The following is a 26,269-nucleotide window of genomic DNA, read 5'->3' on the forward strand; positions in this document are numbered from 1 at the left end:
GAGCATCCCGCCCTGACTAAACCATGATGCAGAACATAAAAAAAGTTAATGGGTTTTTCCTGCTGCTGCCAGCATTCAGACGCTGAAAAAGAAAAACCCCCGACCGTTTCCGATCGGGGGTTCTTTGATGACTTAAGCAGTCAACGGCAATTACATCATGCCGCCCATACCGCCCATGCCACCCATACCGCCAGCGCCGCCGCCTAAATCAGGTGCGTCGCCTTTTGGCAGGTCAGTGACCATACATTCGGTCGTGATCATCAGACCCGCAACAGAGGCCGCGTACTGCAGAGCAGAACGGGTCACTTTGGTTGGGTCCAGGATACCGAAGTCGATCATGTTGCCGTACTCTTCAGTCTGCGCGTTGTAACCGTAGTTACCGTCGCCCGCTTTCACGTTGTTAGCGACAACAGATGGCTCTTCACCGGCGTTAGAAACGATCTGACGCAGTGGAGATTCCATCGCGCGCAGTGCAACTTTGATACCGACGTTCTGATCTTCGTTCTGACCACGCAGATCAACCAGCTGTGCTGCCACGCGAACCAGCGCCACACCACCACCAGCAACCACACCTTCTTCTACAGCAGCACGGGTTGCGTGCAGCGCATCTTCAACGCGGGCTTTCTTCTCTTTCATTTCAACTTCAGTTGCTGCGCCTACTTTCAGAACGGCTACGCCGCCTGCCAGTTTCGCTACGCGCTCCTGCAGTTTTTCTTTGTCGTAGTCAGACGTTGCTTCTTCGATCTGCTGACGAATCTGGGTTACACGGCCCTGAATTGTCGCTTCTTCACCCACACCGTCGATGATGGTGGTGGTGTCTTTGTTGATCACAACGCGTTTTGCCTGGCCCAGATCTTCCAGAGCCGCTTTCTCCAGTTCCATACCGATCTCTTCAGAGATTACGGTACCACCGGTCAGGATAGCGATATCCTGCAGCATAGCTTTACGACGGTCGCCGAAGCCTGGTGCTTTAACCGCAGCCACTTTCACGATGCCGCGCATGGTGTTAACCACCAGTGTTGCCAGCGCTTCGCCTTCAACATCTTCCGCGATGATCAGCAGTGGTTTGCCGGCTTTCGCAACGGCTTCCAGCACTGGCAGCATTTCACGGATGTTAGAGATTTTCTTGTCAGCCAGCAGGATGAACGGAGATTCCAGTTCAATCGCACCGGTTTCTGGCTTGTTGATGAAGTAAGGTGACAGGTAGCCGCGATCAAACTGCATACCTTCAACCACATCCAGCTCATCCTGCAGGCCGGTGCCTTCTTCAACGGTGATCACGCCTTCTTTACCCACTTTCTCCATCGCCTGAGCAATCAACTGGCCCACGGTTTCATCGGAGTTAGCAGAGATAGTACCTACCTGCGCAATCGCTTTAGAGTCAGAGCAAGGAACAGACAGCGCTTTCAGTTTCTCAACCGCAGCGATAACAGCCTGGTCAATACCGCGCTTCAGGTCCATCGGGTTCATACCCGCTGCGACCGCTTTCAGGCCTTCGGTGATGATAGACTGTGCCAGTACGGTTGCAGTGGTGGTACCGTCGCCCGCAGCGTCGTTCGCTTTAGAGGCAACTTCTTTCACCATCTGCGCGCCCATGTTCTCGAACTTGTCTTCCAGCTCGATTTCACGTGCAACAGAAACACCATCTTTAGTGATGGTCGGTGCACCAAAAGATTTATCCAGGACTACGTTACGGCCTTTAGGACCCAGGGTAACTTTTACTGCATCTGCCAGTACGTTCACGCCACGCAGCATTTTTACGCGTGCGTCATTACCGAATTTTACGTCTTTAGCTGCCATCTTTAAATATCCCTTAAATTCGTTTCGTTCAGTGAATTACGCGTAAAAATTACGCTTCAACAACGGCCAGAATGTCGCTCTCAGAGATGATAAGCACCTCTTCGTTGTCGATTTTCTCGGTTTTCGCGCCGTAACCTTCGCTGAAGATCACGATGTCGCCAACCTTCACGTCCAGCGGCTTAACGTCGCCACTCTCAAGGATGCGGCCATTGCCGACAGCCAGTACTTCACCACGGGTGGATTTACCGGCTGCGGAACCGGTCAGCACGATGCCGCCAGCTGATTTAGCTTCAACTTCTTTACGCTTGACGATAACGCGATCGTGCAATGGACGAATTTTCATTTGATAGCTCTCCTTTGAGAAGTCCAATCATTCAGTTTTGGGGTTGAACACCGGGCTGCATGGCTTCCGGCCTCGTGACCAGAGAGATAGGGCCGCTGCCACCCACTTTCAAGGGGGCGGACAACAAATTTTTTACGTGTGAGTGATAAGTGATGGCTTTTTGAACAGATGATGGGACAAATAAAAAACGCAACCCGAAGGTTGCGCCAGCGTGCTGACAAACTCAGAACAGGATGACCCTGGCAGCAACGGCTAAGCTCAGGGCGCAGGAAACAGGGTCAGAAGAGGAAAGCGTCCCGCGCCACGGATGGCGCGGGCCGAGCAGTCATGGATGACGATTTTGCGACTTTCCGATCTGACCCTGTTCCCTGTGCGGCTCCGGTCTCACAGCTGGCCGGGTCAGGTTTTTCAACAATCTCACGCAACCCGAGGGTTGCGCTTTCAAAGGTGACAGCTGCGGTTAACGATCCTTGTGATCGTCATGATGCTCAAGGCGATCGCTGTCTTTACGCTCGAACTCGCCATCCATGGTGTAGCCGCTGTCTGGACCGGCTCCCGGCCCCCGCCAGACGCGCAGATGAGGCATCAGTTTCAGCGTCAGATGTTTCTGCACCGGTGGCAGCAGCAGCAGCAGGCCCAGCAGGTCGGTAAAGAAACCAGGCAGCAGCAGCAGGAAACCGGCGATGATCAGCGACACGCTTTTGATCATCTCATTGGCCGGGCTTTCATTACGTGCCAGCTTCTCCTGCATCAGCATAAAGTTTTTCATGCCCTGATTTTTGACCAGCGAGACGCCGATGCACGAGGTGAAGACCACCAACAGCATGGTAAGCAGCACGCCCATGACGTGTGCAACCTGAATGAAGAGGGAAATCTCAATCCAGGCCAGAACGAAAAAGACTAATAACGGTATCCAGCGCACCGTACTCTCCTGTAAGTAGGGGCTGAACGGCAGCGTGCCGGTCAGCAGAAAGCGTTCATCCTGAGGATGATAAGAAAAGAGATGGGCACCCGCGCCGCCATTTTCAACCGATCCTGTCAAATTTATCCTGCGGGGTTAATTTTGTAACCAACTTCACATATCGTTAACCAGGCTGCAGCATTAAGTGATCTGCATGCGTGCTTTTCATATGCATCAGAATATGATCGCACACGCCCCTATGAAGACGGATAATATGTCGGCACGGGTACACCACGACAAAATAAACACATCCTTTGTGATGGTTAGCGGCAACAACAAGAAGGTTATCATGGCGAACAACATTCGTATCGAAGAAGACCTGTTAGGTATGCGCGAAGTTCCGGCGGATGCCTATTATGGCGTTCATACTCTGCGTGCGATTGAGAATTTTTATATCAGCAACAGCAAAATCAGCGACATACCTGAATTTGTCCGCGGCATGGTGATGGTAAAAAAAGCGGCGGCGATGGCCAACAAAGAGCTGCAGACCATCCCGCGCAACATTGCCGATACCATCATTAAGGCCTGCGACGAAGTGCTCAACAACGGCCGCTGCATGGACCAGTTCCCCGTGGATGTTTATCAGGGCGGTGCCGGAACCTCGGTCAACATGAACACCAATGAAGTGCTGGCGAACATCGGCCTGGAGCTGATGGGCCACCAGAAAGGGGAATATCAGTACCTCAACCCCAACGATCATGTGAACAAATGCCAGTCCACCAACGACGCTTACCCAACCGGTTTCCGCATCGCGGTCTACAGCTCGCTACTGAAACTGCTTGATGGCATCAGCCAGCTGGCCGAAGGCTTCCAGCACAAAGCCGATGAGTTCCAGACCATCCTGAAAATGGGCCGTACCCAGTTGCAGGATGCCGTGCCGATGACCCTCGGGCAGGAATTTCACGCCTTCAGCGTACTGCTGAACGAAGAGACCAAAAGCATTCTGCGCACCGCGGAACTGCTGCTGGAAGTGAACCTGGGCGCGACCGCCATCGGCACCCGCCTCAATACGCCGGAAGGGTATCAGCACCTGGCGGTACAGCGTCTGGCGGAAGTCAGCAACCTGCCGGTGGTGCCAGCGGAAGATCTGATTGAAGCAACCTCCGACTGTGGCGCCTATGTGATGGTCCATTCATCGCTGAAACGTCTGGCGGTGAAGCTCTCTAAAATCTGTAACGATCTGCGCCTGCTCTCCTCAGGCCCGCGTGCTGGCCTGAATGAAATCAACCTGCCAGAGCTGCAGGCGGGTTCCTCTATCATGCCCGCCAAGGTCAATCCGGTTGTACCGGAGGTGGTAAACCAGGTCTGCTTCAAAGTGATTGGCAACGACATCACCGTGACGATGGCCTCTGAAGCGGGCCAGCTGCAGCTCAACGTGATGGAGCCGGTGATTGGCCAGGCGCTGTTTGAGTCGATCAGCATTCTGACTAACGCCTGCTATAACCTGCTGGAGAAGTGCATCAACGGCATTACCGCCAACCGCGCAGTGTGCGAAGCCTATGTCTTCAACTCGATTGGTATCGTGACTTACCTCAACCCTTACATCGGCCACCACAACGGCGACATCGTCGGTAAAATCTGTGCGGAAACCGGTAAAAGCGTACGTGAAGTCGTGCTGGAGCGCGGCCTGCTGACGGAAAGTGAGCTGGACGATATCTTCTCGGTGCAGAACCTGATGTACCCGGTTTATAAAGCCAAACGTTATACTGATGAAAACGAACAGTAAGGTTTAACCGACGCTGGTTAACCAAAGGCACACCGCGATCAACACGGTGTGCCTTTTTTTTTGTTAAACAGCACACCCGGCTATTACCGGTTTATCTTTCAGGAGTCATTCATGTTTGTGGTTGAGCTGCTTATCGTCTTGATGGCGATCTGGTTGGGCGCACGTCTTGGCGGCATTGGTATCGGGTTCGCAGGCGGAACGGGCGTGCTGATCCTGACGCTGGGATTTGGCATGGCACCCGGCGCTATTCCGTTCGATGTGATTGAAATCATCATGGCGGTGATCGCCGCGATAGCCGCCATGCAGGTGGCAGGCGGCATGGATTATCTGGTGAGTCTGGCGGAACGCCTGCTGCGCCGCCATCCTCGCCACGTTACGCTGCTGGCCCCGCTGGTGACCTACCTGATGACGCTGCTGGCCGGTACCGGACACACCGCGTTCTCAACATTACCGGTGATTGCCGAAGTGGCGAAAGAGCAAGGCGTTCGCCCTTCCCGGCCGCTGTCGATTGCGGTAGTGGCTTCGCAGATCGCGATTACCGCATCACCCATTTCAGCCGCGGTGGTCTTCTTCGCCACCCTGCTTGAGCCGCGCGGCGTCAGCTATATCACGCTGCTGGCGATTGCCATCCCCTCAACCATGGTGGGCCTCTTCCTGGCGGCTCTGGTGACTAACTTCTTAGGCCGTGAGCTAAAGGATGATGAGGTTTATCAGGCGCGTCTCGCCAAAGGCGAAGTCACGCTGCGCGGCGCCAGCCTCTACCAGGCAAAACCGGGCGCGAAAAAATCGGTGCTGCTGTTTCTGACGGGCATTGTGGCCGTGGTGCTTTATGCCACCGCGACCAGCGCCAGCGTCGGGCTGATCGTCAATCCGCCGCTGCCACGCAATGAAGCAATTGTGGTGTTTATGCTGACCATCGCCACGCTGATCAGCCTGACCTGCAAACTCGACACCAGCGAAATCCTCAGCGCCAGCACCTTCAAGTCCGGCATGAGCGCCTGTATCTGCGTAATGGGCGTCGCCTGGCTGGGCGATACCTTTGTGAAGGCACATCTGGCGGAGATTCAGATGCTGGCGGGCGACACGCTGAAAACCTATCCGTGGATGCTGGCGCTGGTGCTGTTCTTCGCCTCGATGCTGCTCTACTCGCAGGCTGCGACTACCAAAGCGCTGATGCCCGCCGCGCTACTGCTGGGCGTTACGCCGCTTACTGCCATCGCTTCCTTCGCGGCGGTTTCGGCGCTGTTTGTGCTGCCGACCTACCCGACCCTGCTGGCCGCCGTCGAGATGGATGACACGGGTTCAACCCGGATTGGCAAGTATGTATTTAACCATGCCTTTATCATTCCCGGCGTGATCGCCATTGCGCTGTCGGTGCTCTCTGGCTTCGTTTTTGGTGGATTGCTGCTATAGCGCACTCCTCGTGTTACGGATGGAGCGTGCTATCATCGGCGCTCTTTAAAACAGGAGTCACAGGATGAATGCTGTCGTTATCCTCTGCACCACGCCCGATCAGGCCACGGCGGAGCACCTTGCTGGCTTAGCGCTGGAAACCAGGCTGGCGGCCTGTGTCACACTGCTGCCGGGCGCCACCTCCTGGTATCTCTGGCAGGGAAAAATGGAGCAGAGCAGCGAAGTCCAGATGCTGCTGAAATGCGACCGCGATCATCAGCAGGCGCTGTGTGATCTGCTCAAAGACGCTCACCCTTACGATGTGCCCGAACTGCTGGCTCTGCCGGTTCAATATGGAGACAGTAAATACTTGTCATGGCTGCACGCATCTCTCGCTTAATTACGCTTCTGCTGACGCTGTTTATCGGCCTGCAGGCGCACGCTTCACTCTTTTCAAATCCGGCGACCAGTCGCTTTGTGCCGGTCGATCAGGCCTTTACTTTTGACTTCGACCAGCAGGGCGCGCAGCTCAACCTGCACTGGAAAGTGAAATCGGGTTACTACCTCTATCGCCAGCAGATCCACATCACACCGCAGAACGCGACCATCGCGCCGTTAACGCTGCCGGCTGGTCAGCCGCATGAAGATGAATTCTTCGGCAAAAGTGAAATCTATCCGCAGGATCTGACGCTGCCGGTGACGCTGCAACAGGCGGCCAGCGGCGCCACGCTCAGTGTGACTTATCAGGGCTGTGCCGCCGCCGGATTCTGTTATCCGCCAGAGACGCGCAGCGTTCCGGTAAGTGCGGTAACCGCCAGCAGCGCACCGCCGCCGGTCAGCGCTCAGCCCGCGCCCGCCAGCCCGCTGCCTTTCTCGCCGCTCTGGGCGCTACTGATTGGTATCGGTGTCGCGTTTACGCCCTGCGTACTGCCGATGTATCCGCTGATCTCCGGCATTATCCTTGGCGGACAGCGCCACTATTCGCTGGGCCGGCTGTTCGCGCTGGCGATGGTCTATGTGCAGGGGATGGCGCTGACCTACACGCTGCTGGGAGTGGTCGTCGCGGCAGCGGGCCTGCGCTTCCAGGCCGCGTTGCAGCATCCTTATGTGCTGTTCACGCTCTCACTGCTTTTTATCGTGCTGGCGCTGTCGATGTTCGGCCTGTTTACGCTGCAACTGCCCGCCAGCCTGCAAACCCGCCTGACCCTGTGGAGTAATCGTCAGCAGGGTGGCTCGCTGCCCGGCGTCTTCCTGATGGGGGCGCTGGCGGGTTTGATCTGCTCGCCCTGCACCACGGCCCCGCTCAGCGCCATTCTGCTTTACATCGCGCAGAGCGGAAATCTGTGGGCCGGTGCCGGGACGCTGTGGCTCTATGCGGTCGGAATGGGATTACCGCTTATCGCCGTGACCCTGTTTGGCAACCGGCTGCTGCCAAAAAGCGGCCCGTGGATGCAAACCGTTAAAGAGGGCTTTGGTTTTGTCATCCTGGCGCTGCCGGTCTTCCTGCTGGAGCGGGTGCTGGGCGATGCGTGGGGATTGCGACTCTGGAGCCTGCTCGGCGTCGCGTTCTTTGGCTGGGCGTTCAGCGTCAGCCTGCGCGCCAGCAGTGGTAAGTGGCGCGTAGTGCAGATTATCATGCTGGCCGCTGCGCTGATCAGCGCACGCCCGTTGCAGGACTGGGCCTTTGGCGGACCGGCGCAGCAGCAGGCTGTGGCACCGCTGCCGTTCCATACTATCCAGACGCCGCAGCAGCTTGATAGCGCGCTGCAGCAGGCCCGCGGCCGCATCACCATGGTCGATCTCTACGCTGACTGGTGCGTCGCCTGCAAAGAGTTTGAAAAATATACCTTTAGTGACAGCGCCGTGCGCGATAGCCTGAGTCAGGTACAGTTGCTCCAGGCCAACGTCACCGCCAACAACGCCAGTGATAACGCGCTGTTGCAGCACCTTCAGGTGCTGGGCTTACCGACGATTTTGTTCTTTGATGCGCAGGGCCGCGAAATCGCCGGATCGCGCATCACCGGGTTTCTCAATGCCGCCGAGTTCCGGGCGCATTTGCAGAAACTTACCCCGTAAACAACACTGGAGTCAGGTCATTGCCCGGTGCCTTACCGGGCCTGCATACCAGAGGAGAGTCACTTGCAGCGTGAACAGATACTCGAGCATGCATTGAATGTGCTTGAACAGAACGGCCTCGCCGCCACCCTCTCATTGGAAACCCTGGCGGGATCCGAATTAACCCATGACCAGCTTCAGCAGTTCTGGCCCGATCGTGACGCCCTGCTCTACGATGCGCTGCGCTATCACGGGCAGCAGATTGATACCTGGCGACGCCAGATCCTGCTGGATGAATCGCTGTCGCCCGACCAGAAGCTGATGGCACGCTATGAGGTCCTGAGTGAGCAGGTCAGCAAAGGACGCTTTCCTGGCTGCCTGTTTATTGCCGCCTGTAGCTTCTACCCGCAGCCCGATCAGCCCATCCATCAACTGGCCGAACAGCAGAAACGCGGCTCATGGCAGTTCACCCACGACATTCTGGTGGAGCAGGCGCTGGACAATCCCAGCATGGTGGCCGATCAGATGGAGCTGATTCTTGAAGGCTGCCTCAGCAAGCTGCTGGTGAAGCGCAATGTGCAGGATGTCGCCACCGCACAGCGGCTGGCGGAGGATGTTTACAGCATCGCGCTATGCCGTAAAAATGGCGCGCTGGCCTGAGGTTTTACCCGCTTTGACTGAAAATCAGGCAATCAGTCACGTTTCCAGGGGTTTTTTAGTGAAAGCCGTTGACGACCCGCGGCCTTTACGGTTTAATGCGCCCCGTTGCCCGAATAGCTCAGTCGGTAGAGCAGGGGATTGAAAATCCCCGTGTCCCTGGTTCGATTCCGGGTTCGGGCACCACTCTTCAGAGCCTGTTCGTTAAGGGTTGAGATCCTTAACGGGCAAGACAGAGGGTCCCATTCAGCCAAAAGTTGGTAAATATGCTTACCGAACCTTTGTTGAACACGGGACTTTAAAGTCCAGAGGATGTTCCAGCATCCTCTGGACTTCTCACATCCATTAAAAACACTTCAGCAAAGTATTTACCTGTTCTTCATCCTCTCTGTCAAGATAATGTAAATAAATCCTTCGCATTTTTTCCATTTTTTAAATCAGATAGTTAGATTTGCCTTAAGATTTATCTTAGTCAACATCCAGCTCCTCAATCACGCTTCTCACCTTCTCAATGTCGCTTTCCACGTATTGCAGGGTTACACTCGGCGTCGAATGCCCGAGCAGATCCTGTGCCATTTTGAGGTTGCGATCAGGGAGTTTCATCAGGTTCGTCGCTATCGTGTGTCGGAAGCGATGCGGACTGACAGCAAACCCGCACTCTTTAGAAAGTCGCCTGAAAAAAGCCCGGAGCGGCGGATTGTCCATGTTCTCACTGACCTCATTTCTTCGGCTGTCAAACCGTGTGAGGTTGAAAAGCTGATCTTCCATTTTTGCTCCCCTTTCAAGAGAAAGACTGTACAGCCGTTCGAGGCGAGGGCGAAACTGGCTCGTGACAGGAACCCGGTGCTCACGATGATTTTTCGCCCCCTCTGGCCGGAGACTTATCCAGTTATGGGTGAGGTTCACGTCGCAGAGCCTGATGTGCAGAAGCTGGTTTTGCCGCATGCCCGTCCGCCGTAATGCATCAAGCACTGTGAGCCAGAACCAGCACGGCCGCAGGGCATTTTTACGTACTTCCCCTGCACCAATAATTTCGTCCTGTTCCTTTGCCTCCATAATGAGATAAATTCTTTTAATCTGGTCATTGCTCAGCGTTTTTTTGCGCTTCACATCGGGCCTGGCGATTGCGCCATTAAAAGGGTTTTCTCTCTGGCTGATATAGCCTTTTTTGATGGCAAAATTAAAAATAGCACGCATGTGCGTCAGCTTATTATTCCATGTTATTTTGGACAGTTTTTCATCAGCAATAACTTTTCTTCGCCAGGTGAGTACCATATGGCTGGTCACCTGTTCGGGTGTTGTATTTACGCCGACGAATTTAATAAACGTTTTAACTACCTTGCGGTAACTCCATTCGGTAGCTTCACGGAGTGATTTACTGAAGAAATAATCATTCAGTAATTCATCAAATGATACGTTATCAGACACTGTGACCTCTTTATCTCATAAACCCTGTAATTACTCCCGCCGTGGCGAAAGCCATATGCTGTCCGCAGGACAGCTTCCTTTTTTAAAAATAATGTCGGTCCGAACCATATATCCCGACAGGCTGGTAAAACGACCGCTTTTATCCGGCGAATCATATTTATGGTAATGGTATAACCCTTTACCATTTCGTGAATGATGGATGCCCAGCGCCTCAAAGCTTTTCTGCAGCCTGTTTTTATCAACATTATTTTCCGGCTGTGATGAAATGCATTTAAAAAAGACGTCCGGCGACACCAGAAAGACAAAACCGGCCAGGACGTGCAACGAGCTATCACGCTCGTTTACCGTCAGCGTGCCACCTTCAGTGCTTTCCCTCAGCCACGCCATAAATCGCTCGCCGTCTGTTGCCACTTCAGTTGCCTCCGGAGTCGTGCTCAGCAGCACGGCATTTGGGATTTGCTCAGGCTCTGTCAGAAGCGGAGCGTTTTCCTCACCGGCACTGACGGGCGACTGTCCCGCCGCCATGCGGTCCAGTACCGCCAGCAGGTCTGCCTGAGGATCGCTGTCCGTGTCGCTCCGCTCGGTCTCATCCGGGTCAGGACTGGTATCCACGCTGCTCAGGGCCGATACCAGACCTGTGATGGCAGGGACGATACTCTCTGCCCCTGCTGCTGCATCGCCTGTCTGAGGGGCAGTATACGCTGCCGCTTCGTTTCCAATTGATTCAGAAACATTTGCTGAAATGATGTGACTCGACAAAAGGACTGGCGAATTGTGTGCTAATTTTGGGGGAATTTCAGCAGGTTGCGTCACCTGTGAAATACTGACACCTGCCCTGTCTGATAAATCTGATAATTCGCTGACACCGAACCCTGCACCTGTCTTTGCCTCGGCAATAATGCCGTACAGCACACCGCCGCGCTCACCCGCCATAAACTGCAGCAGGGAGTGTGAGATACCCGGCCAGCGCTGCAGCCACAGCATGCCGGATGCCGGCAGCAGCCGTGCGGCCATGTACTGGCCCGTTAGTTGTGATACCTGCACCTCTTTTGCGGGCCGGATTCGCCACGCGCTGTCCGGCTCCTGAAAGCCTGGATACCACACCCGCCCTTTTTCCGTGGCACCTTCGGCCTGCGTCAGCCAGGCCAGATGATGAAACAGCCCCGCCCAGAACACCGCACAGACCCAGCCCGGCGCCTGCTCAGACTGCTCCTCTGAAGTCGCGCCGGACGGCAGCATCATGCCCCGGACCAGTCGGACGGCCCTGACCGCCACGCTGAGGCTCAGGTCGCCAAATCCCCCCGGCCCGGAGTAAGGCCCGCGCCACGCGGCAGGACAGTCCTGTACGTACGCAAGCAGTGCCTGTGCCGGCTGAAGCCACCAGGCCTCCGTCACGGACTGCGACAGGGGGCTATTTTCCGTCAGCATCTTCAGAAGCTTACGCCGCTCAGCCGTTTGCATCAGTTCGCTGCCGGTGAGGACCGGGCGAAACGCCACCTCTTTCACGTCCATGTTCAGCCGCTGTGTCGTCGACTTTAGCGCCGTCCTGCCTGCCAGCCATTTCATTACCCGCACCATCGTCACTGCCTTTCGTTCTGCTTCAGAAATGACGTAACGCTATGAGACCGTGCGTCGTTTGCAACCCTAAACCCTTATCTGCCTCAGGCAGACATCCCGCTTGCTTTAATTTTTCACCCCGGATTCAGGGTTTACGACGGACGCCATTAACGTCCCGTGCTTTGCTGTGCGCACCTTCCGTTAATTAAACTGAGCACACCCATGCAGCAACGACTGGTTATCCTGACCCTCATTCTCTGGCTGACGCTCACGCTGGCTTTCAGCCTGCTGACGCCAGCTGGTCCCGGCGGCGTCCTGACGCTATGGATGCTGACGGCCGCCTCGCCGTTTATGCTCAGGCCGCTCGACTGTGTGACGCGGCAGTTCTACCGCAGGCCCTGCCTGCTCAGCCGGAAAAAACGCATCACCGTGCACCTGTCTCCCTGGCTGCCCACCGTGGGGCTGACGCCTGAGCGCGTGAGCTGGTTCTGGTCTGGCGTATATGAGGCGGCGGAATCCGCGCTGCAGGAGGGAAAGACCGTTGTCATTGCTTCGCACCTGTTGACGCCGGTGCGGGCGGCCAGACTCAGGGCGTACCTGACGGCGCGGGGCTGGTCTTACCGCAGTCGGCTGACGAGTGTACCTTTCCGGGACGCTACCCGAGCCCTGATGCAGCTGGAAATCCTGTTCAGGCAGTGGCGCTGGCGCTGTCCGTCACGCAGCGAATGGCCGGTAATGCTGCTGTGGAAATCTTCTGAACCGGAAAAATAATTTCGGCTGTCAGGCCTGAAGGGAATTATTCACACTGAATACATGCCTGTATTCGATCTGAACGATCGAAATATCGCGTTATACAACGCGCGGTTCCGCCAGGTACTGTATTCACACCGGCTACAAAAAGATTAACAAAATATTTTATCATTCAGCCAACACCAGGGCCTTTATGAAACGCATCAACCTGACAGAAATACTCTATCGACTTGTCTCAGAGCAGACCGACGAGCAGAGACAGCTGCTTGAGCAGTTCGCAGAGGGGAAGAAGACCGGCAGTCCGCCAGTGGCTATACGTTTCCCGCCGGCCTCACGGGAATTTTTGCAACAGGTTTCAAGCAGGCTCGGTATCTCTGTTTCACAACTGGTCAATATCATCATCGTGGGCGTTATGACTGAAACGACCGCGCCCCGCAAAGCCACGGTAAACCGCATTTATGAGCGTTTCTGGCATCTGATGGACCGCCACGGCCTTGATGTGGCGCAGGTGGCCACAATGCTCTCTGAGCTCAACATCGGCATGAGCGTGCTGGAGAACCGAGAGCGCACTCTCGATCATCTGACCCTGCCTGTACTGGAACAGCTTTCGTCATGGTTTGGTGTTCAGTCCGGATGGCTCGCCGGGGAGGACATCCTTCCGGTTCCGACCATCTCACTACGTGACCTCTGGCAGGCTGCTCAATGCCTTCTGCCGTACAAAGGTGCAGCGGTTCAGTCCTTATGCTTTTTCAGACGTCAGCATTACACAGGTCAGCCAGCGATTAATCTCAGCCAGGAGATGGTAATCACAGCGACCCGGATTAAATATATTAATGGCGTATCCATTGAAAATAATTACTTCACCGGCGTGATACCGCACTCCGTTATCAGTGAATCAGAGATAAGTGCTTTTCTCTCTTTCTGTGAATTGCTGCGATTAAAAGGAAGAGTTGTAGAAATTTCTTTTCGAAAATTGCCGGGCGGAAATTTTGATAGCCTGAGAGGTGGCTCTGATTTGTTGCACTCGGCCTCATGTGTAATTGATGAAAACAGTAAGGGTCACCATATAACCCGACAAAGCGCCATGTGGAGCGAGGAGGAATTGCAGCCGGTAAGAAACCCGGATTTTTATACCACTCCCGAATGGGAAGACTATCTGAAAGAAGTGATGAACTTCGGTTAACAATATTTAAAAATAAAAAACTAAGCCTGTTTATTTAATTGGTGCATCAGCACCAGGGAAACTCCTTTGTCAAAAACAAGAAAAGGAAATAACTGATGAAAGCAAAACTGTTAACACGCAGTGTTATTCTCGCATTACTGGCTTCGGCCGTGCCGTCAGTGAATGCCGCAACCACCTGGACCGAGGCACGTAACGACGCCATGGGGGGAACCGGGGTGGCTTCTTCAAATTATCTGGCCGCTGCGCTGGCCAACCCCGCGCTGATGACCCACCATGATGGAAGTGACGATGTCGGACTTATCCTGCCGGGCGTGGGAGTACAAATCAGCGATCCGGATAATCTGCGTGACGGACTGGACAGAGTAAAAACCACCTTTGACGACTTCCGCGATTCAGCGGGCACCGGTAATAGTTCACGACAGGCGGCTGCGCTGAAACAATCCCTGCAGGACGTTGACGGCGACAGCGGGCATGCCAGTGCCGGGCTTTCTGCGGTGATTGCCATTCCGAATGACACCCTCCCTTTCGCCTTTGTGGTTAAAGGCTGGGGACAGGCCAAAGTCCGGACCGATATCACACAACGTGACCTGGCGTATCTCGACGCGGCACAGAGCGGCATTTTCACGCCCACTCAGACGGATATTGACCAGATGACCTCACGGGCGCAGGGCGTCGCCGCACTGGTCACGGAATACGGTATCGCCGCTGCGCATCAGTTTACCCTGGGCGAAACGCCGGTTTCTGTCGGCATCACGCCAAAGGTCCAGCGCGTGGATACCTGGAACTATAACGTTTCCGTCGGTAACTACAGCGCGTCAGATTTTCGCAGCAATGACTGGAAGCGTTCAGAAAGCGGCGCAAACGTCGATGTCGGATTTGCGGCTCAGCTGACGCCGGAGTGGACCGTCGGACTGACCGGACAGAACCTGGTGGCGCGTGACATTGATACGCGCGAAATCAACGGCATCACTGACACTTTCCAGATCCGCCCGCAGGCGACTGCCGGCACGGCGTGGAGCAATGGTTTAGTCACGCTGGCCACAGATGTTGACCTGACACCTGCCAGCGGTTTTGCCTCGGATGAAAAAGCACAGTATGCCGGCGTAGGCACCGAGCTGAATGCCTGGGACTGGGCGCAGCTGCGTGTCGGTTACCGTGCAGACATGCGTAACAGCGATCGGAGCATGTTTACCGCCGGTGTGGGGATTTCACCTTTCAATGTGGTGCATCTCGACCTGACCGGCATGGCCGGTACAGACAGCAGCTACGGTGCTGCCGCGCAGCTTTCTTTCACTTTCTGACGCACACGGGCTGCCGGTTGCAGCCCGCACCTGAACCGGAGAATATCATGTCAAAAAAAGCCCTTACTCTCTCTGCCATTGTGCTGGCGACCTCGCTCAGCGGCTGCAGCAGCTTCATGAACGGCCTCGGCCAGTTCGGTTCGCTGAATGACGGTCATCAAATGCCTTCAGATGTAAAAGACCAGACCACGCCGGAAAAACGCAATCAGATCAGCGATGCGTATGGGCCGGTTCTGATACCGGTCGATACGGTGGCGATGCGTCTTAAGGAAAAGTTCGGTTTCGTCTCAGACGGGGATGTGGCTGCCGCGCGCAACAGCGGACAGGGGAATGCGGGCTGGTCAGCCTCGGCCATTTCAGAGGGCACAAGTTGGTCGGTAGAGCCCGGCAACTATTACCGCATGTCCAGGCACTGGGCGGGAAATGACAGGCTGACGATTGAAGTTCGCCGGACGTTCAAAGGCACCGGTGCCACCGGCAACAAAGCTGGGAGCTTTGTTGTATCAACCTATATCTCATCCGATCCGAAGCACGTCACTGATACCTGGACGAAGCGTCTTTTCAGTCAGATTCATGCGGCAGTTCGCGGTGAAGCGGAGTAATGCTGTGAGTTGGCACCGGATTGTCCGGTGCATCAGAACCATGAAAGAGCATGCTGACTATGAGGTGTTCTGCGCAGAGCATGCACATAGTCATTACGGTAAACCCTTTACTGTACATGACCATATTTACTACTGGCTCCGGGGAGACACAGGAGGGTTTATGGAATGTTTGCTGAGTACGATTAACTTACTGGATTCTGATATGGTGTAAAGAAGCAACCTTAAAGCGATTCGACCCTTGCCAAGGGCGGGCCTGAATGAAAACGTGTATAAGATAAATTCGCCATATCTATATAGATACAGTAATTTTTCGAGCGAATTACACTAAGATATCAACATCACCTTTATAATAGCAATTAAGTGGTCTAACAAGAGGTTGTCATGGGAACGGAAATTACACTCGATTTGTCAGGCATGACGGTGACTTATAGTAAAAACGGCCTAGGCATTGATCATGGTTCTCTTTTTCAGAAAGAGGACATTAAGAGAGTGAAGAGTGATGGCATCGATTATGATGCATTTGACGAAAGCGATGATACAGATGACGAAAGCACACTGGCCGCTATGGAAATCGCGCTACAAAGGAATTTAGGCAGAGTTAAGAATCGTCTTGAGCTTCTAGGTTTTACTCTAAAAAATGTTCGAGATGAGTTTAACTTTTACGTCCAAGATGTGACGGAAGATCAGGGAGCGATAATAGAGCTTTATGCGCCTACTAACTCGAATAAAAAAGACTGGATGGATTTCGATGAGTTCTTTACCTTTGTAAAAAGCATCAATATTGATGAATTACAGGATGAATTTACTTCCGAATATAATAATGCAAAGTGGCTAGAAATAGTAACAGGAAGGTTTAATGACGAAGCAACGCTTAAAAGAATACCTTTTTTCAGTGGGCATTTTAACCAGAGTACTTCAGAAATTGAATCCTTCAAGGAACTTATAGGTTTTTTACATCCATATTCGGCTCTTCGACTTATGGCTGAAAACGAAAAAAACGCAGACACCTTATTAACGTGGGCTTATGGACTTTTAGTTGAAAACGGCTGGGCGAGTGCAGATGATATTGAACCCGGTGCATCACGTTCTGAGAAGTTTTTAATTGCCACTGAAGGTACGTCTGATATACATATCTTGCGACATGCGTTTAGTCTCCTGATGCCTGACATTGAGGATTTTTTTACATTCATTGATGTTAGTGAGCGCCATCCATTTTCAGGAGCTTCGAGCTTAGTGAAGTTTGCTGAAGGACTTGTTAGCATCGATGTCCATAATAATATAATCTTTCTTTTAGATAACGATGCGGAAGGTTGTGAAGCCCTTGAAAAGATACGAAAATTAAACCTCCCTTCAAATATGTCATGCCTTAGTTTACCTGACATGGATGTTTTCAAACAATTCAAGGCTGAAGGTCCTGATGGTATTCGGGAAACAGATATAAATGGTCGAGCGGTAGCAATTGAGTGCTATTTGGATTTCGATATTAAAGGTTTCTCTCCTCCTCATATAAGGTGGACTAATTACAAAGAAGGTGTTGGAAAGTATCAAGGTGCATTGCACATGAAAGAGGGGTATGTAAAAAAATTCTTACAAACAAAAAAAAGTGACATTGAAAATGGCAAATATAACACTAAAAAGCTCGACACTGTATTGAAGGCCATAGTTGCAGTTAGTAGTGAAATAGCAGAATCTGAAGTGCGTAAATGGTTATTTAAAAATCAATGAAATTTATTTCACAATGAAAATTATCGTTAAGTGGAAATAAAAACCCTCTTTCCACTTTTCTAATTAAAATTATAGAACAGAGATATAAGGAGGCCATTTATAGCTCTTGCCCCTATAAGCAGATCATATTATCTGTTTCATAGCCTATAAGTTGACAGGCGGCGGTGCTGTCGCTCTTACAGCTCTGGCATAAACACATCCAAGATTTTGTTTATCATCTATAGATAACCATGGTTTATTAGCACAAATCTCAGGCCTGTCATTTCTCAATACTACTCTACAAGTGTTGTAGAATGGACATTTGCAGCTGTATGTAATATTTTGAGAGTTTTTAAAACTTCCCGTTGAATGATCTAAATGAGCATCTAAAAAATGGAAACTTGATCGGGCAATTTGAAGTCCCAAGCTGTAATCAGCTTCATGCTCATCAAGGATGAACTCATAAATAACATCCCGGCCCGCCTCATTATCGTCACCATATCTTTCCGAAATAACAACACACCCACCATATTTCCTTATGCATTCATTTAAATAATTAGGATTTTTAGCAGTATGCTCTACTATCGATAACTCGAAAAAAGGGTTTTTAATTCTCTTATTCAAATTCCTTTTTAACCTCTTTATAGTTAACTTGACAAAGTTACCCATTGGCTCGTTAACAGGTAACAAATCTTTGATCTGATTAAATTGCTGATCAATAGTGTCTTCAAAAGACGTCAAGCATTTAACTGCCATATCATTAAGTAAACTTTTTCTTTTTTTACGCTTCCTGTTCTTCATTGTTTCTAAGGCCACCAATAATATTGCAGCCGGGTCATTGTTCTGTAGTGCTGTAAGCATGGTGCAAATGATCTCATCTTTCTTAAGTTTCGGGGAAATTCCTTTAGAAAAAATGTAGACGAGTTGATAGGGTTTAATTGGTGACGCTAATGGCATACTATCCATTTTTTCGACAAGTCTAGTTTCAAGCATGTAAGCAATAGACTCTAAGATCTCGAGAACACCTATCTCAACATCAAAAATTGAGCCCTGACTTATAAACTTACATGCTATTTTTGATGTAAACTCCCAATAACCATTAGTAATTACTCCTGCTTTTAGCTCATATGAATGCAAACTGATATCATGCGGGTCTATATGACTAGGGATATATCCAGTACCAGGTTTCACTCTTGAAAAATAATGCTTAAGTAATTTTAAGTTATCCTCGCTTTCATTATCATTTCTGTGCAAAGATCCTATGCAATGTCCTTTTTCATTTATAGACCACCTAAAATTGGACCATAAGACTATTTGTTGCGAAAAACCTACAAGGCCATTTATAGTTGAAACGTTGTGTAAGAAGTGTATCCATTCATGAAAAAAAACACTAAGGCTCTGAGGATTAGCAAAACCCTTTAAATTATCAGGATCCTGAAAACAATCTATGTCTTTTTTTAAGGTTATTACTTGTGATTCTGGTAAATAAGTTGCTAAAGGTGCCATGCATCCGCCTTAAATTTAACTTTGTTAATAAAACAATTCGAAGTTTCTTAACAATATTAGAATTCCTAAAGTTTTGCTACGAGTATGTCCTTCCATCTTGTTGTATAGGCAGGTGACAACAGTTCACGCTTCATCTGCCATACGGGCGGTATGCCTCTTCCAGCAAACCAGATATTCCCTATGCCAGTCAGATTGATATGGTCAATAACCTGCATCAAAGGCTTGCTGTTCGCTCTGGGTTGACCGTCATCAAAAAGATTGAGGTGGGTAACACCGGAGGGGGTGAAGTCGTTCAACATAACACCTGCTTTCGCAAAGCGATGGCCGCTTATCCATACCCGTGCTGACCTGCATTTTAAGGGTGCATACAATCCAGCACGGGTGCTAAATGATTTATTTTATTCTTTCACTGCCATGTACGTGCCACCGGGTTGCACACCAGCGCTGTACGTGCATCACAGTGAATGAGATGAAAAGTGGCCAACGACTCATCCCGCTGGCTTTGACGGCCAACCTTCGGGGACGAGCGCGGGAGGCTTCGTCCACGGTTCCTCAACCAATGCATCCTGGAACCATAGGTCTCGCAAATTCGCATGTTCTGTAACGATTATCTGAAATCCCGGAATATCCTCCTGCGTAAACTTCAGTAAAAACTTGAACAACCGATGCACAGCTTTGATATCTGCATCGGCCTCTGTGCTCTGCACGGTTCCGTCAACACTCTTGTATACTTGCTGTGAGGGGAAATAAACCTGGCTGGGCTGGTCGATTAGCAGGAACTTTGGTAAGGGGCGCTTATTCTGCGCAGCGTATAGGTGAAGGGCTAGTAGCGCAGAAAGATGGTAGGCCAGATGGTTTTCCGCACCACCGGTGCGGCTCATAGGAACCGGCCTTTCAGGAAGATCAAATATGATCGTCAGATGCGTCAGATTTAAACGTGCAGGATAGTGGCCGAATTCCCCATCAAGTGCCTGAATATACCTCAACACCTGCGCAGAGATGATATTTAGTATGGAAGCCATCCGCTCACCGCTGTCATCGGTACCGATTTGCGCTTCCAGGCTTTTTACCCTGTTCTGATAACGTCGATTCTCGGCTTCCAGTCTTAGCAGCTCCTCATTTGGCAGATGCGACTCTAAAAACAAACTGATGCGCCCGACCACACGTGCTGCCGCGGCATTACGCGTACCCAAATCTTCAATGGTTTGGTTGGCTGAAATGGCCGCGGAGAGTGCCTCTTCCTTCTGCATGATGTTTTCGGCGATCCTGTCAACCTCTTCCCTAAGTTCAGTCAGGTATGCATCCAGTTTGGGCCGCTGGCCGCTTGCTATGCTTAGTTCTGCTTCGAGAGATTTCAGTTCCCTGAGGAGAACGGTCGCTAGCGGAGTTTCTAGGGATAAATTACTGTCGCAAAAGGGCCATTGCCACTCTCCGCTTTCAGAGTTTTTAGGTAATGCTTTAATAGAGGCAAGGCGATCTCGCTGTTCACCCGCCTCGTTTTCGTAGCCGCCCGCTCGCCGGGAAAATTGTCGTGCTGCGTCAATTTTTTGCTGAACATTGCGGCGTTTTTTTCGTAACTGAACCAGTTCATCCTCAAGCTGCGAAATACGGTTAATAAAGCCATCGTCTTCAACCAGCTTAGTTTCAGGCGTCCATGAAAGCACAGATGTTAACGCGTCAATAACCGCATCTGCGTGAGCTTCTATGTTGCGTTCATTAATTATGCCTACGGTCAATGCTTCCGAATAAAGGCCGATAGCCTTTTCATGCAACGTACTGATGACATCCCGCGCTTGGTTGAGTTTTTTGTTGCTTATCTTCAGGTCCCGCTGCGCGATTCGCAGGCTGGCTGCTAAACCGTAACGATCATGCGATGAAACGCCGAGCAGAATAGGAAGTGTGTCCCGGATCGCCAGCGGCTGCTGAACTTCATTCTGTCGGTAAAAAAGCTGATCTTTATTCGCGACCAGCATTTGTTTTTGAAAGAGGTAGTAAAAAGTATGCTTCACGTTTGCATCATAGCTATCCCGGCTGTGTCCCAGCGCAACATCGGTCCTGTTCTCAGGAATACCCAAGAGTCTCGAGAGCAATTCAACGATGCTGTCATCATCCGTGTTGACAATCAGGCTGTTCGAGTCCGGCACCGGCACTTCGGCACCTCTTCGGAGCATCGCTGTGCTGCAACTAGCGCCGCCACGCGGGGGCGTGGGCTTGGCAACAAGGACCTGTTCATTCTCAAACTGATAGATAACAGCAAACCACGCTACCGTATCGCGAATATACCCCTCAGGAACGTTAAATGAAGATCGCCCCATACAGTATTCAATAATGTCAGACAACGCAGACTTGCCGGTCGAAGAACTGCCTGTAATCACGTTCAGACCGTCCACCTTGAATGGAAGGTCTCGGCGCTGGCCGTCATGGCTGTAGATATGGATGGATTTGATCTTCATGGACGAATTCCAAAGGTCGTATAAACGGTTGCCCGGTCGGCGATGCGCGCAAATTCTTTACCGACAATACGCGCAACTTTCTGGCAAGCGACGTTTTCATCGGTCCCTGTAATGGTCTTGCGGACTGTTTTGGGGATGGTTTTCATGCAGCCATCCTCCATTATGACGAGGCAACCTTTCTCCATCAGCAGGCCGAACCCTTCGAATGTATAGGGGAGCATTTGTGTCACACGACTGGCAAACCCGACTATTATCTGTTGGTTATTTTCAATCGTTTTCAGCAGGTAGCTTCGTGGATTACTGGCAATTATCTCCCGGGAATCCTTGTGAAGACACAGTGGCAGCACAAGTAGTGACAGTGAAAATGGCATACCCTGCGACTTTTCTTCGTTATAAGCAGCCAAGGCCCGGTGCAGGACTAGACCGCAAAATGCAGGGTTGAAAAGAGTACGGACCTCGAAAGGTCTCTGGTCCCATGGCTTCATTCGGGACCTTCGAGTAGGTTATTAAGGCGGTTAAGAAATAGTGGGTGCCAGTATATTCTGGGGCTTGGTTTGTTGTTAGCAAGGATGTGGAAGCTACCTCGAAGCACGTAGGGCTCGGTCACAAGCGCTCGGATGCGTAAGGACTCCAGCTTTCCCGTTTCAAATTCGGCCCAGTTGTAGAGCATTGCTCCAGCCTCACACAGCGCTTCATCAGCACTGCCTTCAGTTAACCGATCAAACGCAAAATCCCGGTAACGCCCCCACTCATCGGTCAGGCGTTCCTCGTATTCCTCAACTTCCCCCGACACTAGCAGATTTTCACGTGCCCAAGCCGAACGTTGTTCATATGCGCGATAATAGTCAAAAATGGCACTTCTGATACGGCTAGAGGATATGCCGATCTGACGCAACTGAGAAACAAACAAGCGTGGATCGGTGTCCGTATCAATTTCCTGAGACGGCAATTTGCCTCGGTAGGTAATAGGCAAGTTGTCAGCCTTGTATTCCTCAGAGAAGCTGGACAGCTTGTCCGACACTTCGTAGCCGAAAATCCCGTCCGCGTTTTTGCCCGTCAACTGGTTGATGACAGTATCAGTCCACCAACCTTCGAGTCGTTCGAAGATAAAACCGCGATGCTCACGCCGTACACTTCGCATATGCTTATCCCTGATAAGAGTCGGGATATCTTCAATGCGAGGGCTCGCATCAAAAATCAGGATGCGTTCAAGAAAGTCTTCTTTTTCATATGAATCCAGTGCACCAAATGCTTCCGCGATAGGCTTGATAAGCTGCGACTTTGATTTCGACAGCACAGCACTCGCACGCTCACTGAGCGTCGGGGTGTCTTCAGAAGTAGTGCGCTGGCCCGGCAGGAAGCGTGTGAGAAATGAGTCAGCCGACACGACACCCGTGGTAAACAAAAAGAACCGGAGGTTGGATGTGATGCGGCCGTCGCGTTTGTATCGCACCATCCAGATATTCACTGACTTCCAAAAATCAGTGGAGAGGTCCGTGAGCTTATCCCCCGGAGCCTTGTGCTTCAGCGATGCCAGAGATTGGTCGCCACTAGAATCAACAAAATCGAGATCGTCATCTTTTTCGAGGTAAATAGCCGTATTTTCTGGCATTTGGAGCAGGTGCATTAGCGCAAGGCGCGCCTGATAAATGTATCCCAGCCCCTGCTCCCCGGCAGCAAATTTGTCGGTAGATGTCCCGGACATGCATGAGTCCTTATGCGTATGTATGAATGAATAGGAGCAAAATATCAGACAATCACATCAGTTGCCCGTTCGCATAATGCTCAACCATTACTACTCACAGATAATAAGAAAATAAAGCCTACTCGTGAGAAACTAACTATCTGAAAAGGCATGTCTCTTGCCGTGAGGAAATGAGCAGGTCAGTGGTTTGAAGAATAAATTTAAACGCGCCGGACTATAAAAGTCAAAACTATATGAATTGCAACCTCAATGCGAAGCAACCTTTAGAATAAGGGCGGAATAATATGATGCAAAATATAATAATAACAAAGAATTATATTATTTTAACTCAGAGTGCCGATAAAGAGAGCTGTTGCTTCTGGGCGTATCTAATCATGAGGCATGGCTGTTTTTGACGTCCTTTGCAATAAATACACGTCTGATGTTTGCTCATAGCAGACCCAAAAAAACACTCCAGAGCTGCTGACATGAACAGCATCAAATTAACTAACGCCCCTCACCACTCAAATAATTATTTAATATAATTATCAAATACTTAACCTGAATTTCTGGCCGAAATACCATTTCACAGCTCGCATAAAACCCATTAACGTCCACAATGCCAAACATCATGCATCCCGCGTCTTGTGAGCAAAGTACATTACCACCCCAAAGATTTGGAGCACATCAGGGGCAGGGTAAATAGGCGCACAAGAAGGATTCATTGCCTGCAGCGTGACGCGCGGCTCCCTTGCCGAAATAAAGAGTTTCTTCACGGTAAACTCCCCGTCGATTTCGGCAATCACTACGTCGCCATGTGCAGGCGTCTCGGGACGGTCGACAATCATCAGAGCTCCGTCTTTCAAGCCGATGTCCGACATCGAATGTCCGGATGCTCTGACGAAAAACGTAGCCGAAGGGTGACGGATGCAGTATTCATTCAGGTCTAACTCGCGCTCAATGTAGTCAACAGCTGGCGAGGGGAACCCTGCCTGACATGATTCTAGATAGAGTGGTACTTCTATCGAAACCGGGCATAACGGGAATTTGCGTAAAATGAGCATGTCATAGCATTTCATGAATTTTACTGTTTATACATACAGCACTGCCCGAGAGTTGTAACTCAGTCAAGACTACTCCAACGTCATACTGATAAGCCGATGATTAGTTGAAAATAAACCGGAAAGCCTTACTGGACAATAAGTGTGCTTATAATCACAAATTTTAAAAATTAATTGTTTTTCGGCCATACTTAGCTTTCTTCAGTTTTTTCAAGTGGCCCAGGTTGTCCGTCGATACCAGATCTGTAACCGTGAATGAATCGCTCACGTTGATCTTCATTTTACTTTACAAATATTTATGTTTTATGTAATTATGATATTATAAAAAACAATATGAAAGTGTAACTATTAAAGGCCTTATCTGTTTAAGGAGCGTGTTATGGGCAAGGATATTAATGAACTAATCTCAGGTGTATCTTCAATAATAAAAGATTATAGAAATCTACCGGATGATATTCATGCGGATTGTATTGAAAGCGTTGATAAACATGTTAAAAAATGGATATCCCAGTTCAAACAGAACGACAGGGAGTTTGTTCTTAGGCATACATATAACTTACTTTCTAAAAATTATTATTCAGAAGTTCATTACGATAAGTTATTGCAAGGCGTAGCCAAAAATAAAAACAACCATAACCTATTTAGAAATGATTGTTTTTTGAGCATTCAGAGGCGTAGTGGCAGTCAACGTGAAGTTTTAGAGAAACTGATTGGGTATGTACAGAATGAAATTAATTTTCTGCCCCAAGTCATATTCCTCAATGATGATTTTCCTGATTTATCAGGATTTAATTACATTACCTATTTTGATGACTTCTCTTTTTCCGGGAAGTTAATTGGTGATGACATTGAAAACTTTATAAGCCGCTTGGAGTTAAATAACGTTAATATAAGAATTGTTGTTTTTCTTATTCACTCGCATGGCTTTTATAGCTTAAGGAGACGATTGGATAAATTTGTTAAGGAAAATAACCTTAATATTAAATTCAAGTTCAACCCTCTGTTTTGGGGGCGTGTGGAAAATTCAATTTCAGATAATTTCTCATGGAATACTAGCATTTATTTTCCTGAGGAAAGTTGTTGCAATGAGATCTTGGATGAGAAAGGCTTGACAGGCGTGGAATTATATACGCCAGGTTACTTTAGAGTTGGCTCGCATGATGAGTGTATTCTTGGCAATGAATCAGACAGAAGAAGAATTGAAAGAATTTTTTCATCCATTGGCTTCGACATTATCAGTAATAGCCTTTCACCAAAAAAATCAATGAAGCCGCTAGGGTTTAGCACTTATTATGGTTTTGGTTTTGGGGGGAATGTTTTTTCTTATAGAAATTGCCCTAACAATACGCCTCTCGTTTTTTGGTGGGGTAACTATGAAGAAACAGGAAATGCAGCTGTTGACTGTTGGTATCCCTTAATGAAAAGACGAGGGAATCACGATTGAAAAAAGAAGTTTGTAACTTATATAAATCATCAGAGTCAGTTGTTTTCAGAAAGACAACTGAACAATGGGGTGGCCTTTCAAATATGTGTGCTGGATTTGATTTGGTCGTTAACAATATGCGTATTCAATCAAGCGAGATTCTTTATCAAGCATGTCGCTTTCCAAACCATCCATCCCTTCAGATGGAGATTTTGTCTGAGGCGAACCCCATGACAGCTAAAAATATCGCCAGAAAAAATACGCACTTCACCAGACAGGGATGGGATTCAAATCGAATATCAATTATGAAATGGAGTGTTTTTTCAAAGCTTTGCCAGAATTGGGACTCATTCCATCTTTTACTGGAGTCCACAGGTGACAAGTTTATTGTTGAGCATTCTGAGAAGGATATTTTTTGGGGAGCACGAAAGGAAGATGATTATTTCTATGGTGTAAATGCTCTTGGCAGGATACTGATGTTTACTAGAAACGCGGCAAGAGTAAATGGGAAGAAAGCATTCTCGATTGTTCAGCCGTTGAAAATACCTCAATTTTACTTATTGGGTTCTAAAATTACCCCTGTAAATTCCACAGATAAACCACCTCCACCGACAGCACAACTTTTTTGAGCGATTAATAAGTCACATCCTCGCCGAAGGGTGTTTATTTAGAATGTGATAACC

At 50.1% G+C, this 26,269-nt stretch carries 22 protein-coding genes, 1 tRNA gene and 1 pseudogene; 13 read left to right on the forward strand and 11 right to left on the reverse strand.

Going from position 1 to position 26,269, the window contains the following annotated elements; translation table 11 throughout:
- Positions 1 to 150 precede the first annotated feature (150 nt).
- From groL to HFD87_RS15930, 3 genes are all read right to left on the reverse strand, one after another.
- Complete coding sequence (groL, locus tag HFD87_RS15920) at positions 151 to 1,800, reverse strand: chaperonin GroEL (protein WP_010251987.1); 1,650 nt, start codon at positions 1,798 to 1,800, stop codon at positions 151 to 153.
- A 49-nt stretch (positions 1,801 to 1,849) separates the two neighbouring features.
- Positions 1,850 to 2,143, reverse strand: a complete 294-nt coding sequence (locus HFD87_RS15925) for a co-chaperone GroES (RefSeq protein WP_022625257.1) — start codon at positions 2,141 to 2,143, stop codon at positions 1,850 to 1,852.
- Between the two features lie 460 nt (positions 2,144 to 2,603).
- A complete protein-coding gene (locus tag HFD87_RS15930) occupies positions 2,604 to 3,065 on the reverse strand; it encodes an FxsA family protein (protein ID WP_010251992.1) in 462 nt (153 codons plus the stop codon).
- 328 nt (positions 3,066 to 3,393) lie between these two features.
- Here HFD87_RS15930 and aspA point away from each other — a divergent pair, with 328 nt between their 5' ends.
- The 6 genes from aspA to HFD87_RS15960 all read left to right on the forward strand — a co-directional run bounded on the left by aspA (position 3,394) and on the right by HFD87_RS15960 (position 9,120).
- Positions 3,394 to 4,830 (forward strand): aspartate ammonia-lyase, encoded by a 1,437-nt coding sequence (gene aspA / locus HFD87_RS15935; protein ID WP_010251996.1) that lies wholly within the window; start codon positions 3,394 to 3,396, stop codon positions 4,828 to 4,830.
- A 111-nt stretch (positions 4,831 to 4,941) separates the two neighbouring features.
- Positions 4,942 to 6,243, forward strand: coding sequence for an anaerobic C4-dicarboxylate transporter (locus HFD87_RS15940; RefSeq protein ID WP_167423643.1), 1,302 nt, complete (start codon positions 4,942 to 4,944; stop codon positions 6,241 to 6,243).
- A 64-nt stretch (positions 6,244 to 6,307) separates the two neighbouring features.
- Positions 6,308 to 6,622, forward strand: a complete 315-nt coding sequence (cutA, locus tag HFD87_RS15945; RefSeq protein WP_167423644.1) for a divalent cation tolerance protein CutA — start codon at positions 6,308 to 6,310, stop codon at positions 6,620 to 6,622.
- On the forward strand, positions 6,598 to 8,298 hold the full coding sequence (locus tag HFD87_RS15950; protein WP_033787517.1) for a protein-disulfide reductase DsbD: 1,701 nt from the start codon (positions 6,598 to 6,600) through the stop codon (positions 8,296 to 8,298). The genes cutA and HFD87_RS15950 overlap by 25 nt, the downstream gene beginning before the upstream one ends.
- A 63-nt stretch (positions 8,299 to 8,361) precedes the next feature.
- Entirely contained in the window at positions 8,362 to 8,937 is a 576-nt protein-coding gene (locus tag HFD87_RS15955) for a transcriptional regulator (protein ID WP_010672020.1), read from the forward strand.
- A gap of 107 nt (positions 8,938 to 9,044) precedes the next feature.
- Positions 9,045 to 9,120, forward strand: a tRNA-Phe gene (locus HFD87_RS15960).
- Between the two features lie 282 nt (positions 9,121 to 9,402).
- Here the strand turns inward: HFD87_RS15960 and HFD87_RS15965 are convergent.
- Together HFD87_RS15965 and HFD87_RS15970 are read right to left on the reverse strand one after the other, a co-directional pair.
- Positions 9,403 to 10,362, reverse strand: a complete 960-nt coding sequence (locus HFD87_RS15965; RefSeq protein WP_167423645.1) for a tyrosine-type recombinase/integrase — start codon at positions 10,360 to 10,362, stop codon at positions 9,403 to 9,405.
- Positions 10,363 to 10,392: 30 nt separating this feature from the next.
- Positions 10,393 to 11,874, reverse strand: a complete 1,482-nt coding sequence (locus HFD87_RS15970; RefSeq protein ID WP_371742450.1) for a conjugal transfer nickase/helicase domain-containing protein — start codon at positions 11,872 to 11,874, stop codon at positions 10,393 to 10,395.
- Between the two features lie 267 nt (positions 11,875 to 12,141).
- Between HFD87_RS15970 and HFD87_RS15975 the strand changes: the two genes are divergently transcribed.
- The 5 genes from HFD87_RS15975 to HFD87_RS15995 all read left to right on the forward strand — a co-directional run bounded on the left by HFD87_RS15975 (position 12,142) and on the right by HFD87_RS15995 (position 17,480).
- Positions 12,142 to 12,690 carry a pili assembly chaperone gene (locus tag HFD87_RS15975; RefSeq protein WP_181955685.1) on the forward strand — a complete coding sequence of 183 codons (549 nt, stop codon included), beginning with the start codon at positions 12,142 to 12,144 and terminating at the stop codon, positions 12,688 to 12,690.
- A 172-nt stretch (positions 12,691 to 12,862) separates the two neighbouring features.
- Positions 12,863 to 13,852 carry a conjugal transfer protein TraE gene (locus tag HFD87_RS15980; RefSeq protein WP_167423648.1) on the forward strand — a complete coding sequence of 330 codons (990 nt, stop codon included), beginning with the start codon at positions 12,863 to 12,865 and terminating at the stop codon, positions 13,850 to 13,852.
- Between the two features lie 95 nt (positions 13,853 to 13,947).
- The gene (locus HFD87_RS15985; RefSeq protein WP_167423649.1) at positions 13,948 to 15,153 is read left to right on the forward strand and encodes a conjugal transfer protein TraF; all 1,206 of its coding nucleotides are present in this window, start codon (positions 13,948 to 13,950) and stop codon (positions 15,151 to 15,153) included.
- Between the two features lie 47 nt (positions 15,154 to 15,200).
- Complete coding sequence (locus HFD87_RS15990) at positions 15,201 to 15,755, forward strand: lipoprotein (RefSeq protein ID WP_167423650.1); 555 nt, start codon at positions 15,201 to 15,203, stop codon at positions 15,753 to 15,755.
- 381 nt (positions 15,756 to 16,136) lie between these two features.
- Positions 16,137 to 17,480 (forward strand): HEPN/Toprim-associated domain-containing protein, encoded by a 1,344-nt coding sequence (locus HFD87_RS15995; RefSeq protein WP_167423651.1) that lies wholly within the window; start codon positions 16,137 to 16,139, stop codon positions 17,478 to 17,480.
- A 144-nt stretch (positions 17,481 to 17,624) separates the two neighbouring features.
- Here the strand turns inward: HFD87_RS15995 and HFD87_RS16000 are convergent, their stop codons facing one another.
- The 6 genes and pseudogenes from HFD87_RS16000 to umuD form a co-directional block, all read right to left on the reverse strand.
- Positions 17,625 to 18,965: a hypothetical protein gene (locus HFD87_RS16000; protein ID WP_167423652.1), complete on the reverse strand. Its 1,341-nt coding sequence runs from the start codon at positions 18,963 to 18,965 to the stop codon at positions 17,625 to 17,627.
- A gap of 65 nt (positions 18,966 to 19,030) precedes the next feature.
- Positions 19,031 to 19,306, reverse strand: a pseudogene (locus HFD87_RS16005) (DUF4113 domain-containing protein); the annotation flags it as partial.
- A 147-nt stretch (positions 19,307 to 19,453) separates the two neighbouring features.
- On the reverse strand, positions 19,454 to 21,418 hold the full coding sequence (locus tag HFD87_RS16010) for a DUF3732 domain-containing protein (protein ID WP_167423653.1): 1,965 nt from the start codon (positions 21,416 to 21,418) through the stop codon (positions 19,454 to 19,456).
- Positions 21,415 to 21,903 (reverse strand): three component ABC system middle component, encoded by a 489-nt coding sequence (locus tag HFD87_RS16015; protein WP_167423654.1) that lies wholly within the window; start codon positions 21,901 to 21,903, stop codon positions 21,415 to 21,417. The genes HFD87_RS16010 and HFD87_RS16015 overlap by 4 nt, the downstream gene beginning before the upstream one ends.
- On the reverse strand, positions 21,900 to 23,123 hold the full coding sequence (locus tag HFD87_RS16020; protein WP_167423655.1) for an ABC-three component system protein: 1,224 nt from the start codon (positions 23,121 to 23,123) through the stop codon (positions 21,900 to 21,902). The genes HFD87_RS16015 and HFD87_RS16020 overlap by 4 nt, the downstream gene beginning before the upstream one ends.
- 608 nt (positions 23,124 to 23,731) lie before the next feature.
- Positions 23,732 to 24,166: a translesion error-prone DNA polymerase V autoproteolytic subunit gene (gene umuD / locus HFD87_RS16025; protein ID WP_167423695.1), complete on the reverse strand. Its 435-nt coding sequence runs from the start codon at positions 24,164 to 24,166 to the stop codon at positions 23,732 to 23,734.
- 376 nt (positions 24,167 to 24,542) lie between these two features.
- Here umuD and HFD87_RS16030 point away from each other — a divergent pair, with 376 nt between their 5' ends.
- Both HFD87_RS16030 and HFD87_RS16035 read left to right on the forward strand, forming a co-directional pair.
- The gene (locus HFD87_RS16030; RefSeq protein ID WP_167423656.1) at positions 24,543 to 25,607 is read left to right on the forward strand and encodes a hypothetical protein; all 1,065 of its coding nucleotides are present in this window, start codon (positions 24,543 to 24,545) and stop codon (positions 25,605 to 25,607) included.
- Positions 25,604 to 26,215 carry an NADAR family protein gene (locus HFD87_RS16035; RefSeq protein WP_243207484.1) on the forward strand — a complete coding sequence of 204 codons (612 nt, stop codon included), beginning with the start codon at positions 25,604 to 25,606 and terminating at the stop codon, positions 26,213 to 26,215. Before HFD87_RS16030 ends, HFD87_RS16035 begins: the two co-directional genes overlap by 4 nt.
- Positions 26,216 to 26,269: the final 54 nt, after the last annotated feature.

It is taken from the genome of Pantoea sp. EKM21T (genome assembly GCF_011800405.1).
GTDB lineage: Bacteria > Pseudomonadota > Gammaproteobacteria > Enterobacterales > Enterobacteriaceae > Pantoea > Pantoea agglomerans.